The following is a 13,540-nucleotide window of genomic DNA, read 5'->3' on the forward strand; positions in this document are numbered from 1 at the left end:
CCAGCTCTCTGTGCCCCTGTGCCTCCGTGGTTCATTTGCCACGATTCAGCAACAGGGCCAGCAGCACCATGGCGGGCACGATCTCCAGGCGGCCCATCCACATCAGCAGCATGAGCACGATCTTGGCGCCGGCGGGGGCGTCGGGACCGGTGACGCCGCTGGTCAGGCCGACGTTGTTCTGGGCGGAGGCGGCCTCGAAGATGATCTGTTCCAGGGTCCAGCCGGGGGCCGCCTGCGCCAGCGCCAGGATGCCGCAGAACAGCAGCAGGCCCCAGCCGATGCTGAGCACCGTGGCGGCGCGCACGCGCGCGGCGGCGTCGGCCCGGGCGAGCACCTCGCCGTCGTAGACGAAGCGCAGCACCTCGTGGGGCCGCCGCACGATCGTCCGGATCGACCAGAGCAGCGCCCGGTAGAGCATGGCCAGGCGTGCCAGCTTGATGCCGCCGCCGGTGGAGCCGGCCATGGCGCCGATGGTCATCACCGGCAGCAGCCAGAGCACCGAGATCAATGGCCATTCGCCGAGGTCGGCGCTCTGGAAGCCGGCGGTGGTCGCCGCGGAGATCCATTGCAGGGCGCTGTCCACCACCGGGATGTCGGCGTCCGCCCAGTGGTTCTGGAACACGATCAGCGGTACGCCGAGTAACAGTATCCCCCAGCCCAGACGCTGCTCCAGACCGCCGAACAGGCCGCTGGCGACCCGGCCCTCGCGCCACACCCGATAGTGCACCGCGAAGCTGGTGGCGCCGGCGATCAGGATCGGTAGGTAGGCCAGCTTGGCGATGTCCGTGGCACTGGCCAGGCTGTCGCCGGTGATGGTCATGCCGCCGGTGGCGATCGCGGTCATGGCATGGTTGAGGGCACGCCAGGCGGGTTCGCCCGCGAGCCAGAGCAGCCCCACGGCGGCCGCCGTGTAGCCCAGGTACAGGGACCAGATCGCGCGCACCGTGCCGGTGACGTTGGGGCGGATCTTCTGTTCGCGGCCCTCGGAATAGTACAGCTCCAGCGAGCCGCGGTTGGGCGGCAGCACGGCCAGCAGCAGCACGATCACGCCGACGCCGCCGATCCATTGGGCGAGGCTGCGCCACCACTGCAGCAGGTGGGGCAGTTCCTGGGGCGCGAGCACGCTCAGCCCGGTGCCGGTATGGGCCGACAGGGACTCGAACAGTGCGTCCAGCGGCGCGATATCCGATCCCGCCAGCAGGAAGGGCAGGGCGCCGACCGCGGACAGGGCCAGCCAGGCCAGCGCCGCGATCAGCATGGCGTGATGGCGCCGCGTTTCGGGCGCCCCCCGACACAGCCAGTAGAGGCCCTGGCCGGCCGCGACGGCCACGCCCGCCGTCACGGCCAGGGCCTGCCAGCCGCGGCCGTCGTCGCCGATCAGGCACACGGGCAGGGACAGCAGCGCCATGACCGCCGGCACATGCAGCAGCAGGCCGATGCCGCGCAGGACCGGTCCGGCCCGCGCCAGCGGAGCACCGTCGCCGGGTGTCATCGGTGCCCGGTGAACAGTTGTATGGACTTCTCGCTCAGGGGGCGACGCGCGAACACGATCAGTTCGTCGCCGGCCCGCAGCCGGCTGGCGGTCCGCGGGAAGAAGTCCTCGCCGTCGCGGTGGATGGAGACGATGTAGACGTCCTCGGGAAGCAGGCCCTCGGATTCGAGTTCGCCGAAGTCGCGGTCGGCCAGTCCGGAGTCGGCCGCCAGCCGCAGGTGGTAGATCTGCTCGCGTCCCGACAGCGTGGTCACGTCCTCGGCGGTGGGGTGCAGCACGAGGTCGAGCAGGTGCTGGGCCACGATCACCTCGGGATCGACCAGCGTGCGCACGCCCAGCCGCTCGAATAGGCGGCCGTGGTACTTGTGGTTGACGGTGCTGATCAGCGTCTCGATGCCGTATTCCTGCCCCAGGACCATGGCCATGAGATTGGTGGAATCGTCGCCGGTGGTCGCGATCAGGGCCTTGCAGTCGCGCGCGCCGGCCTCGTCCATGATGTCGGCCTCGGCGATGGCGGCGTGCAGCACCAGGGCGTCGTGCTTTTCGGCCGCGTTCTCGGCGCGGGTCTCGTCCTCCTCGATCACGACCACCTGGTGGCCCAGCTTGAGGGCCAGGCCGGCGAGGCTGTCGCCGACCGTGCCCGCGCCCACGATGATGATATGCATCAGGTCTCCCGCCAGAGGCTTTGGTGGTCCGGATCGTCGATGTCCCATTCCCGGGACGGATAGGCGCCCGGTCCGCATTCGAGGAGAAGCCAGGCCAGGAAGGCCGCGACCTCGGTCGGGTCGCGCAGTTCGCCGGCGGCGTGCAGCTCGCGGAAGCGCCGGACCCCGGGGAACTCGGTTTCGTCCAGATCCCGGATTTCGGCCTGCATCGGCGTGTCCACCACGCCCGGCCGGGCCGTGGTGGTCAATACGCCGCGGCCGTTGAGTTCCAGGTTGAGACATTCCCCCAGCATCGCCAGGCCCGCCTTGGCCGTGCAGTAGGCGCTCCAGCCCGCGATCGGGTGGTGTGCCGCCCCCGAGGACACCAGCAGCACCCGTGCCGGGTCCGCCAGGCGCGGCAGCAGGGTCTGGGTGAGCAGCAGCGGTGCCTCGACGTTGATCGCCAAGTTGTCGCGCAGGGCGTCGGGGTCGATATCGCCCACGGGGGCGACTGGCGACAGTACGCCGGCGTTGTGCACCAGGTAGTCCACGGGGGCGTCCCCGGCGGCCGCCAGCAGGGTCCGGCGGCCCGCGGCCGTGGCGACGTCGGCGACCGCCGGGACGATGCGTTCCGGGGCGCGGCCGCAGACCGCGTCGAGCGCGGCGGGGCGGCGTCCGGTCACGATCACGTCGAGGCCGCGTTCCGCCAGATGGTCGGCCAGGGCGGCACCGATGCCGCTGCCGCCGCCGGTGATCAGCGCCCGCTGTCGCTCGGGCATGGGTGCCCCGTTCCGCCGATGTGCGAGCCGGATACTCTAGCTCATTCCGGCTCGGTGGTCCCAATCGCTGCATCGGGGTGAATCGAAGCAGCCATGAATCCGAAGATGGACGCAGATTAAAGACAGTCCCGGCCAATCCGCGTCAATCGGCGTCCATCTGCGGATAAAACAAATGCCTTGGCTCGGCACGGCGCCGACCGCGCAGCGCTCCGGCGACCGAATTGCCGAGCTGGAAACGAACCTTGGCGGGCGGTTCCCGGAAGAAGCGATCCGCGGGTTATTTCAGCCCGGCCTGAGTCTCAGGCGGCTTCCTCCAGCAGGTCGCGCAGGCGTTCGCCGACCTCGCGCGCGGAGGCCGGGTTCTGGCCGGTCACGAGGCGGTCGTCCACGGCCACGCTCTTCTCGAAGTCCGGGGCCGCCTGGTGATGGGCGCCGCGCTCGCGCAGGCGCGAGGCGAGCAGGAAGGGCACCACGCGGTCCAGGCCCACGGCCCGTTCCTCGTCGTCGGTGAACGCCGCCACCTTCTTGCCGTCGACCAGGTAGCGGCCGTCGCCGACCTGCACGTTCACCAGGGCCGCCGGCCCGTGGCACACGGCCGCGATCACGCCGCCGTTCTCGTACACGGTGCGGGTGGTCTCGGCGAGCATGGGGTTGTCGGGCAGGTCCCACATGGTGCCGTGGCCGCCGGGATAGTAGATGGCCGCGTAGCGCTCGGGGTCGACTTGGTCCGCGCCTAGGGTGCCGGAGAGCTTGTTCTGGACGATCTCGTCCTCCAGGAAGCGGGCGTTGTCGGGGTCCTCGCGGTCCTCGCTGCCGGGATCCATCGGCACCGGCCCGCCCTTGGGGCTGGCGAACTCGATGATGTAGCCCGCCTCGGCGAGCACGTAGTAAGGGTGCGATACCTCGGCGAGGTGATAGCCGGTGGGCTTGCCGGTGTCGCCGAGCTGGTCGTTGCTGGTGAGCACGAACAGGACGGATCGCTTGGCCATGGTCGCTCCTTGGGCGGTTGGAATGCCCCAACCCTTGGGGCGGCCGGCGCCCCGATCAACCCGCGCGGCCGAGACGCTTGCGTTCGCTCTCCGTCAGATAACGCTTGCGCAGGCGCACCGCGGCGGGCGTGACCTCCACCAGCTCGTCGTCGTTGATGAATTCCAGGGCCTGCTCCAGCGACAGGCGCACCGGCGGTGTCAGCACGACGTTGTCGTCCTTGCCGGCGGCGCGCACGTTCGACAACTGCTTGGCCTTGAGGGCGTTGACCACCAGGTCGTTGTCGCGCGAGTGGATGCCCACGATCATGCCCTCGTAGACCGGATCGCCGGGCGCCACCAGCATGCGCCCGCGCGATTGCAGGTTGAACAGGGCGTAGGCCAGCGCCTTGCCCGGCGCGTTGGCGATGAGCACGCCGTTGCGGCGCTGGGCGACGCCCGTGTCCACTTGCGGGCCGTAATGGTCGAAGACGTGGTGCAGGATGCCGCTGCCGGAGGTGGCGGAGGCGAATTCGCTGGCGAAGCCGATCAGACCGCGCGCCGGGATGTGGTAGATCAGGCGCAGGCGGCCGACGCCGTCCGGCGTCATCTCCTGCATCTTGCCGCCGCGCTCGGCCAGCATCTCGATCACCGCGCCCTGGTGCTCGACGTCGAGCTCGGCGATCAGTTCCTCCCAGGGCTCCCGGATCTCGCCGTCGATCTCGCGCAGGATCGCCTGCGGCCGCGACACCGCCAGCTCGTAGCCCTCGCGGCGCATGGTCTCGATCAGGATGCCCAGGTGCAGGAGGCCGCGGCCGGATACCGCGAAGCGGTCGGGGTCGTCGGTCTGCTCGACCCGCAGGGCGACGTTGGTCTTGAGCTCGCGGTCCAGGCGCTCGCGGATCTGGCGGCTGGTCAGGAAACGTCCGTCGCGGCCGGCGAACGGCGACTTGTTGACCTCGAAGGTCATGCTCATGGTGGGTTCGTCCACCGACAGCAGGGGCAGGGCCTCGGGCGCCGCGGGGTTGCAGAGCGTCTCCGAGATGCCGAGGTCGTCGATGCCGGTGATGGCGATGATATTGCCGGCTTCCGCCTGCTCGATCTCCTGCCGTTGCAGGCCCAGGAAGCCCAGGACCTGGCCGATGCGGGCGTTGCGGGTGGCGCCGTCGCGGCCGACCACCGTGACCGCGTCGCCGCGGCGCACGCGGCCGCGCTTGATGCGGCCGGTGCCGATGACGCCGGCATAGGTGTCGTAGTCCAGCGACGAGATCTGCATCTGGAACGGGCCGTCGGGGTCGACCTCGGGCGCCGGCACGCGCTCGACCAGCGTTTCCAGCAACGGCGTCATGTCGCCGTCGCGCACGTCCGGTTCCAGGCCGGCGTAGCCCGCCAGGGCGGAGGCGTAGACGGTCACGAAGTCGAGCTGCTCGTCGCTGGCGCCCAGGCGGTCGAACAGCTCGAAGGTCTCGTTGAGCACCCATTCCGGACGGGCGCCCTCGCGGTCGATCTTGTTGATCACCACGATCGGGGTCAGCCCGCGCGCGAAGGCCTTGGCGGTCACGAAACGGGTCTGCGGCATGGGACCGTCGACCGCGTCCACCAGCAGCAGCACCGCGTCCGCCATCGACAGCACGCGCTCCACTTCGCCGCCGAAGTCGGCGTGGCCCGGCGTGTCGACGATGTTGATATGCCAGTCGCGCCAGTCGATGGCGGTGTTCTTGGACAGGATGGTGATGCCGCGCTCGCGCTCGAGGGCGTTGGAGTCCATCACCCGTTCGGTGTCGCCGGCGCGCTTGTCGAGCGTGCCGCTTTGGCGCAGGAGCTTGTCGACGAGGGTGGTCTTGCCATGGTCGACGTGGGCGACGATGGCGATATTGCGCAGGTGGCTGCTCATACTACGGGGCCGGAAACGTTGGATGCGGACGCGGTCGGACGCGGATGATCGGGCGCCGGGGGCGGCGCCGCGGCCGCGATTATGCGCCACCGTCGCGCGTCTGAAAAGCCGGTGCGGTCCCGCGGTGGTCGCCGAGGGGCGAGGGTGCATGCCGCAAAAGGGCAGGGTGGTTCTGTCTCAGCGTCGTCTCAGGAGGGTGTCCCCCAGGCCTTCGGGAAATACTGGTACAGCCAGGTTTCGGTGAGGGCGCGGTCGCCCAGGCGCACATGGCAGCGCAGGTCCACCGGTTCCGCCCCGTCGGCGTGGAGATCGAACACGGCGCGCCAGCGATCGGTGCCGACCACCTTGAGGGCGTAGGGGTTGTCGATGCGCCCGCGCGAGGTTTCCACGACGACATCGAGATCGTAACGCTGCGCCATGTCCGCGAGCGGGCCGCCGCTGAAGTCGATCGCGAACTTGCGGCCGTCCGGATCGCGCGCCTCGTGCTGGCCGGGCACGCCCGGGCGGCCGATGCGGGTGGCCCGCACGCGGGCCACGCCCGCCGGGGGATGAGGTTCCTCCGCCACCCAGTGCAGCCGATAGTCGAAGCGCCAGTGGCGACCGGCCTCGGCCGGTGCCGCCGGGACCCAGTAGGCCACGATGTTGTCGTGGATCTCGTCATCGGTGGGCAACTCGACCAGTTGCACCTCGCCGTCGCCCCAGGCGCCCAGCGGCTCGACCCAGACGCTGGGGCGACGATCGTAGAACACGCCGTCGTCCTGGTAATGATCGAAATCGCGATCACGCTGTAGCAGGCCGAAGCCCCTGGGGTCGCGGTCGACGTAGCTGGTGGTCTGGGTGCGCGGGGGATTGTTCAGCGGCCGCCAGATGCGCTCGCCGGCCCCGGTCCAGAGGGCGAGGCCGTCGCTGTCGTGGATTTCCGGCCGCCAGTCGGGGGCACGCCGGTGATTGGTCTCGCTGTACCAGTACATGCTGGTCAGCGGCGCGATGCCCAGGCGCTCGATCGCCCGCCGCTGGAACAGCTCGGCACGCACGTCCATGACCACGGCGTCCCCGGGCCGGCAGTCGAAGCGGTAGGCGCCGGTCACGCTGTCGCCTTCCAGCAGGGCGTGGAGGCGCAGGGAGCCGTCGGCCGCGGGCCGTTCTAGCCAGAAGGCGGTGAAGCGGGGGAATGCCTCCGGGGTTTCCGGCAGGGCCGTGTCGACGGCGATGCCGCGCGCGGACAGGCCGTACTGATCCAGCTCGCCGGCGCTGCGGAAATAGCTGGCGCCCTGGAAGGCCAGCCAGTCGGTCTCGCCGCCGGGGTTCATGACACGGAAACCGGCGAAGCCGAGGTCGTCCGGCAGGCGTTCGGACAGGCCCGTCTCCGACGTGTCGAAGAAGCGCGGGTCGTAGCGCAGGCGCCGGGCCTCGCCGTCCGCCACCAGGTGGATCGCCACCGGGCGCTTGGCGTAACGGCCGAGGTGGAAGAACTCGACCGGGCTCGGAGTGTCCGCCCAGAGCGCGCGTTCGTGGTTGAAGCGGATCGTCTGGTAGGTGTCGTAGTCGATCCGTTCCAACAGGTCGGGGTGTTTCGGCGGTGTCTCGCGCGGCGGTTCGTCCGCCAGGGCGCGGGCGCGCTCGATCAGGCGTGCGAAATCGAAGGGCGCGGCAGGGCCGAGATCCTTGGCCGGTGCCGCCAGGGCGTCGCCAAGGCGGAGGCCGGAAGCGATCGGGAGAACGGCCAGGGCGCGCAGCAGGGTACGCCGGTTCAGGGTGGTACGCACGGAGACCTCCTCTGGTGCGAGCCGGTCCGTACCCCCGTGCGTGATGACATTCTATACGAGTGGCGGCGCCGCGGCGCACATTGCCGGCGCGCAACGAAAAAGACCCGGGCCGTGGCCCGGGTCCTCGGTTCGGCGGCGGTCGCGGCGTCAGGCCGCGGTCATGGCGCCACGCAGCTTCTTGATCGCCGCGTTCTCGAGCTGGCGGATGCGCTCGGCGGATACGCCGTACTTGTCGCCCAGCTCGGCCAGACCGATCTTGCCGTCCTCGCGCAGCCAGCGGCTCTCCAGGATGTCGCGGCTGCGGTCGTCGAGCGCGGCGATGGCGTGGCCGAGGTTGGCGTGCTGGTAGGTCTGCCAGTCCTCGGACTCCACCCCCGCGGCCGGGTCGAAGCTGTCGTCCGCGGCCAGGTAGTCCTCGGGGGCGTAGGCGCTCTCGTCATCGCCCGGGATCGGCAGGGCGTTGTACGAGGCATCGTTGCCCGACAGCCGGCGCTCCATCTGCAACACGGTCTCGGGCTTGACCCCGAGATCGTCGGCGACCGCCTTCACCTCGGCGTCGTTCATCCAGCCCAGGCGCTTCTTGGCGCTGCGCAGGTTGAAGAACAGCTTGCGCTGGGCCTTGGTGGTGGCGATCTTGACGATGCGCCAGTTGCGCAGGATGTACTCGTGGATTTCGGCGCGGATCCAGTGCACGGCGAAGGAGATCAGGCGCACGCCCACGTCCGGGTCGAAGCGCTTGACCGCCTTCATCAGGCCGATGTTGCCTTCCTGGATCAGGTCGGCGAGCGGCAGGCCGTAACCGGTGTAACCGCGCGCGACGTGGACCACGAAGCGCAGGTTGGACAGCACCAGTGTCTGTGCCGCCTGCAGGTCGCTGTCGTCGCGCAGCGCGTACGCCAGGCGCTGTTCCTCGTCGGCCTCCAGCACCGGGATGCCGGAGACCGCCTGGATGTAGGCATCCAGGCTGCCCGACGCCGGTGCGGGCAACTGTCCGGCTCGCAATGTCAGTGCGGTGGTCTCGTTCATGGTCTTGAAAGCCTCCCTTGACTTTCGACCCATTGGTACATCTCCGATGATACCAATCCGGGCCCGTTCTGGCTACGTCCCTGAGACCACGCGCGGCGCCGGAAGTTCCCCGGTCGCCCACCCGCAAGCTCCTGGCTTGAAAGGGATAATCACTCGGGCTCGATGGCCCGCAGGCGGCGCGCGACGGTCGCGGCCGAGCCCAGCCAGCCGAGGGCGACGCCGGCCGCGATCAGCCAGAGCGAGCCGCGCAGACCCAGGCCCTGGAGCCCGGCGTCGCTGCCGTACAGGCCGGCCAGTTCGCGCACCGGCCCGGCCAGGGCGAGCAGGCATATGCCCAGCAGCAGCCAGGCCAGGAGGCCGCCGGCCAGGCCGTACCAGAACCCGCTGTAGAGGAAGGGCCGGCGGATGAAATCGTCCGGCGCGCCCACCAGCTTCATCACCTCGATCTCGGCGCGGCGGTTCTCGATGTCCAGGCGGATGGTGTTGCCGACGATGAACAGCACCGCCAGTGCCAGCAGGGCGGCGAGCAGGGTCACGCCGCGCTCGGCCACGTCCAGGATCGCGTACAGCCGCCGCAGCCAGGCCTGGTCGAGCTGGGCGCGCGCGACGCCCGGTTCGGCCGCCAGGGTGTCGACCAGGGCGTCGATGTCGGCGGCCGGGCGGTCGGTCTCGGGCCGGACCACGATCACCGCCGGCAAGGGGTTGTCCTCCAGGGCGTCGAGGGCGGGGCCCAGGCCGGACAGCTCGCGGAACTCGGCCAATGCCTCGGCCCGGGAGACGAACTCGGTGCCGGCGACGCCCTCGCGCGCGGCGATGCGTTCGGCGAGGCGGCGGCCGTCGCGCTCGTCCAGGTCCTCGGCCAGGAACAGCGACGCCTGCACGGTCCCCTCCCAGCGGTAGGACAGGGCGTCGAGGTTCTTGAAGACCACGTGCAGGGCCGCGGGCAGGACGAGCGTGATGCCGATCACGGCGGCCGTGAGCAGGCTGGACAGCGGCGCCCGGTAGAGCCGGCCGAGGCTGTCCACCAGGTCGCGGGCGTGCTGGCGCGCCAGCCGCCGCGGCGCCGAGGGGGCACGGCCGGGATCGCCGCGTCCGCGCGCCATCAGGCCGCCCCCGCGACGACGCGGCCGTGGTCGAGGTCGATGCGGCGGTGGCCCAGGCGGGCCACCAGCGCGAGGTCATGGGTGGCGATCAGCACGCTGGTGCCGGTCTCGTTGAGCCGCTCGAACAGGCGCATGATCTCGGCCGACAACGCCGGGTCGAGATTGCCGGTGGGCTCGTCCGCCAACAGCATGTGGGGCCGTCCGACCAGGGCCCGGGCGATGGCCACCCGCTGCTGCTCGCCGCCGGACAGGGTCACCGGCCGCTTGCGCTCGTGGGCGAGCAGGCCGACCGTGTCCAGCGCCGCGCGCACCCGGCGCGCCAGGTCGGCGTGGCGCAGGCCGCGGATCACCAGCGGCAGGGCGACGTTATCGAACACCGAGCGGTCGTGAAGCAGGTTGTATTCCTGGAAGATCAGGCCCAGACGCTGGCGGTACCGGGGGATGCCCCGGCGCCCGATACGGGCCAGGTTCTTGCCGTTGACCACCACCTGGCCGCGGGTGGGGCGTTCGATCAGCCCGATCAGTTTCAGCAGGGTCGACTTGCCGGCCCCGGAGTGCCCGGTCAGGAACGCCATCTCGCCGCGTGCCAGGCGCAGCGAGACCCCCTCCAGCGCGATCTGGCCGGCGGGGTAGCGCTTGCTGACCTCGTGGAATTCCAGGATGTCCGTCATTGGTTATGGGTGGTGATCGGTGATTCGTGATTGGTGATTGGCAAAGAGCGTACCGCCTTCTTCCCGACGGATCACAAATCACCAATCACGTATCACGGTCATTCACGGAACATGGCGTCCATGAACGCCTCGGCCTGAAACGGTCCGAGATCTTCAACGCCCTCGCCCACGCCGATGAAGCGGATCGGCAGGGCCAGGCGCTCGGCGATGGCGAATACCACGCCGCCGCGGGCGCTGCCGTCCAGCTTGGTGACGGTGATGCCGGTCAGGCCCACGGCCTCGTGGAACTGTACCGCCTGTTGGAGGGCGTTGCCGCCGGTGGTGGCGTCCACCACCAGCATCACCTCGTGCGGGGCGTAGGGATCGTGCTTGGCGATCACCCGGCGGACCTTTTTCAGCTCTTCCATGAGGTTGCCTTGGGTGTGCAGGCGGCCGGCGGTGTCCACGATGAGCACGTCGGTGCCGCGCGCCTTGGCCGCGGCATAGGCGTCGTAGGCCACCGACGCCGGATCGGCGCCGCTGCCCTGCGCGATCACCGGTACCTCGTTGCGCGCGCCCCAGTCCTGGAGTTGTTCGACGGCGGCGGCACGGAAGGTGTCGCCCGCGGCCAGCATCACCGACAGCCCCTCGTCGCGCAGCTTGTGCGCGAGCTTGCCGATGGTGGTGGTCTTGCCGGCGCCGTTGACCCCCACCATGAGGATCACGAAGGGTCGGGTGTGCTCGGGAATCTCCAGCGGCCCCTCGCAGGGCGTCAATAGGGCGCCCAGGTGCTCGCGCAACGCCTTGCCGAGGTCGCGCGGCGTGCGCAGCGCGCCGCCGTCGTAGAGCGTCTGCAGTCGGTCCATGACTCGGCGCGTGGCTTCGACGCCGACGTCGGCCAGAAGCAACTGGGTCTCGATCTCGTCGAGCGCGTCCTGGTCGACGGTATCGCCGGGCAGCAGGTTGCGCAGGTCGTAGGTGAGCCAGGAATCGCCCTTGTTCAGGCGGGCGCGCATCCGGGTCAGGAACCCCGGCTGACGTACGGCGGCGGGTCGGCTCATGGGCGTTGCCGTTCTCGGTCCGTGAAATGGAAAACGCGGCGTATGCTAGCCCGAATGATCGGCGAGGGCGACCGTCGCCGGCGTTGTGATCCGGGAAGGCCGTGATTGGTAAAGAGCGCTCTCCCTTGTCACCAACGAATCACCAATCACCAATCACCAATCACGAAGCGATAAAAGAAGCACCCGGCCGTCGCCGCGGTCCCGGGCGTCGGGATGGCGGCGGACCACGCGCGGGACCGCGGTGAGGGTCGCGGCGAGCAGGGTGCGCGCGGCGTCGTAGGTGTCGGTGTCGACGGGCATGTGCGTCAGCGGCAGCGGCCGGGCCATGACCTGGCGCGTCGCCTGACCGACCCACAACGGCGCCCCGTCCGGGGCGCGGGCCTGGTTGGTGGGCCAGAGCCGGAGTACGAAACGCGTATCCGGGCCGCCGGCCCGGACACGGGTGATGACGGGGGCGAGCCCGTCGTGCATGCGCGGTAGCAGGGGCAGGGCGTCGATGCCGGCGTCGGGCTGCAGCCAGCGCAGCGCGCGGGCCGGCGTCAGCGCCGGCGGCGCGTACCAGCCGGCGTCCGTGAGCGTCTCCCGGAGGGACGCCAGCGAGCCGGCGGCCTGGACGTTGAGCGGGTCGCGCCGGCGACCCGCGAGGTCCTCCACGCTCGCGGGCAGCGTGCGGTACCCGGCCGTGAACCAATCCTCGACCATGGTGCGCGGCAACGGCCGGGCCACCGGCGAGACCGGGTCCAGCGGCTGTGCGAGTTGCCAGGCGGCGGCCGCCGCCAGGATCGCGCCGAGAATGCTCAGGACGGGGCGCGTGCGCACGAACTGCGGCCGTTGTCGCCGGTAGCCCTGGGCGAGCAGCGCCAGCCACAGGAAGGCCGCGCTCAGGCCGACCAGCAGGTCGGACAGCCAGGCCAGGCCGAGGTAGAGCCGGGCCAGGCCGATGGCGCCGACCAGGGCGGTGGCCGCGCTGTAATAGAGCTGGCGGTGGTTCGGCGGCCGGCGTGCGGCCAGGACCACGGCGAGGAAGCCGTAGACGGTGCCGGCCAGGATCAGGTGACCGGCACCGACCGCGCTCAGCGGCATCTCGCGATAGTAGACCGCCGGTGGTGGCACCGGCACCAGCCACCACAGGCCGAGCACGAGGATGCCCGCGAAGGTCACCGCGGCCGCCCAGTGCGCGGCCGTTCGGTAGTTGCCCAGCAGGGCCAGGGCCGCAGTCACGGCGACCGCCAGCGGCAGGTAGACGGCGGGCGATCCCAGCTCGGCGATCACGCGCGCGGCGCGATCCGACCAGGGCGTATGCAGTTGGGTCAATGCATGGTGCACGAGTGCGTCGGCACGCAGCGGATAGCCGTCCGCCCCCAGCCCCCAGAAGAACGCCTGCAATGCGCACACGGCGATCAGCAGCAGCACGGCCGAGATCGCCAGCGCCGGCATCTCCGGCTGCCGTGGATCGGCCAGCGCGGGCCCGAGCAGGCCGAGGCGCCGGTGGCGACGGCTCCAGGCGAGCAGCCCCTGGGCATGCTCGCGGCCCCAGGCGCCCCCCAGGCGCAGCAGCCAGTGCGACAGCCAGACCAGGCCCCAGAGACTGGCCAGCGCCAGCAGCAGCAGGACCGCCAGGCGCCCCGCGACGCGGGCGGCGATTTCCAGGGACGCGCCGAACACCGCGCCGGGCAGGATGTAGACGGGCGCCCAGCCGATGGCCGCGATCACGTCGGCGACCAGGAAGTGCCGCCAGGACATGCCGGCGGCCCCGGCCACGGTCGGGATCACCGCCCGCAAGGGGCCCACGAAGCGCCCCAGGATCACGCTCTTGCCGCCGTGGGCGGCGAAGAAGGCTTCGCCCCTGGCGAGCGTTCGTGCCAGGCGCGGGCCGCGTCGAAACCAGGGACGGCGGCGGCCGTACCGCCCCAGGGCATAGCTGGCGCCGTCCCCGGCGACGGCGCCGGCGACGGCCCATGCCAGGGTCGGTATCGCGGGCAGGCTGCCGGTGCCGATGAGCATGCCCGCGATGAACATGAGCAGGGCGCCGGGTACCAGCAGGCCCGCCAGGAACAGGGATTCCGCCAGGGCGGCCGCGAACACCAGCGCCAGCGCGGCCACGGGATGCGCCTCGACCCAGACCGGGATGGCCTGCAGCCAGGCGGTATCCATCGGGTT

Annotated in this window: 11 protein-coding genes; all 11 read right to left on the reverse strand. The window is 70.7% G+C overall.

Going from position 1 to position 13,540, the window contains the following annotated elements:
- Positions 1 to 31 precede the first annotated feature (31 nt).
- The 11 genes from PC39_RS01405 to PC39_RS01455 all read right to left on the reverse strand — a co-directional run bounded on the left by PC39_RS01405 (position 32) and on the right by PC39_RS01455 (position 13,534).
- Entirely contained in the window at positions 32 to 1,492 is a 1,461-nt protein-coding gene (locus PC39_RS01405) for a TrkH family potassium uptake protein (RefSeq protein WP_353251572.1), read from the reverse strand.
- A complete protein-coding gene (locus PC39_RS01410; RefSeq protein WP_353251573.1) occupies positions 1,489 to 2,157 on the reverse strand; it encodes a potassium channel family protein in 669 nt (222 codons plus the stop codon). The genes PC39_RS01405 and PC39_RS01410 overlap by 4 nt, the downstream gene beginning before the upstream one ends.
- On the reverse strand, positions 2,157 to 2,915 hold the full coding sequence (locus PC39_RS01415; protein WP_353251574.1) for an SDR family NAD(P)-dependent oxidoreductase: 759 nt from the start codon (positions 2,913 to 2,915) through the stop codon (positions 2,157 to 2,159). Before PC39_RS01415 ends, PC39_RS01410 begins: the two co-directional genes overlap by 1 nt.
- Positions 2,916 to 3,214: 299 nt before the next feature.
- The gene (locus PC39_RS01420) at positions 3,215 to 3,904 is read right to left on the reverse strand and encodes a type 1 glutamine amidotransferase domain-containing protein (RefSeq protein WP_353251575.1); all 690 of its coding nucleotides are present in this window, start codon (positions 3,902 to 3,904) and stop codon (positions 3,215 to 3,217) included.
- A gap of 55 nt (positions 3,905 to 3,959) precedes the next feature.
- Positions 3,960 to 5,774: a translational GTPase TypA gene (gene typA, locus PC39_RS01425; RefSeq protein WP_353251576.1), complete on the reverse strand. Its 1,815-nt coding sequence runs from the start codon at positions 5,772 to 5,774 to the stop codon at positions 3,960 to 3,962.
- Positions 5,775 to 5,962: 188 nt separating this feature from the next.
- Positions 5,963 to 7,540: an OpgD/OpgG family glucan biosynthesis protein gene (locus PC39_RS01430; protein ID WP_353251577.1), complete on the reverse strand. Its 1,578-nt coding sequence runs from the start codon at positions 7,538 to 7,540 to the stop codon at positions 5,963 to 5,965.
- Between the two features lie 147 nt (positions 7,541 to 7,687).
- A complete protein-coding gene (rpoH, locus tag PC39_RS01435) occupies positions 7,688 to 8,566 on the reverse strand; it encodes an RNA polymerase sigma factor RpoH (protein WP_353251578.1) in 879 nt (292 codons plus the stop codon).
- Positions 8,567 to 8,715: 149 nt separating this feature from the next.
- Positions 8,716 to 9,669: a permease-like cell division protein FtsX gene (gene ftsX / locus PC39_RS01440; protein WP_353251579.1), complete on the reverse strand. Its 954-nt coding sequence runs from the start codon at positions 9,667 to 9,669 to the stop codon at positions 8,716 to 8,718.
- Entirely contained in the window at positions 9,669 to 10,331 is a 663-nt protein-coding gene (gene ftsE / locus PC39_RS01445; protein ID WP_353251761.1) for a cell division ATP-binding protein FtsE, read from the reverse strand. Before ftsE ends, ftsX begins: the two co-directional genes overlap by 1 nt.
- A 107-nt stretch (positions 10,332 to 10,438) precedes the next feature.
- Positions 10,439 to 11,380, reverse strand: a complete 942-nt coding sequence (ftsY, locus tag PC39_RS01450) for a signal recognition particle-docking protein FtsY (RefSeq protein ID WP_353251580.1) — start codon at positions 11,378 to 11,380, stop codon at positions 10,439 to 10,441.
- A 153-nt stretch (positions 11,381 to 11,533) separates the two neighbouring features.
- Positions 11,534 to 13,534, reverse strand: a complete 2,001-nt coding sequence (locus PC39_RS01455) for a VTT domain-containing protein (protein WP_353251581.1) — start codon at positions 13,532 to 13,534, stop codon at positions 11,534 to 11,536.
- Positions 13,535 to 13,540: the final 6 nt, after the last annotated feature.

Source organism: Salinisphaera sp. PC39, from assembly GCF_040361335.1.
Classification (GTDB): Bacteria; Pseudomonadota; Gammaproteobacteria; order Nevskiales; family Salinisphaeraceae; genus APNM01.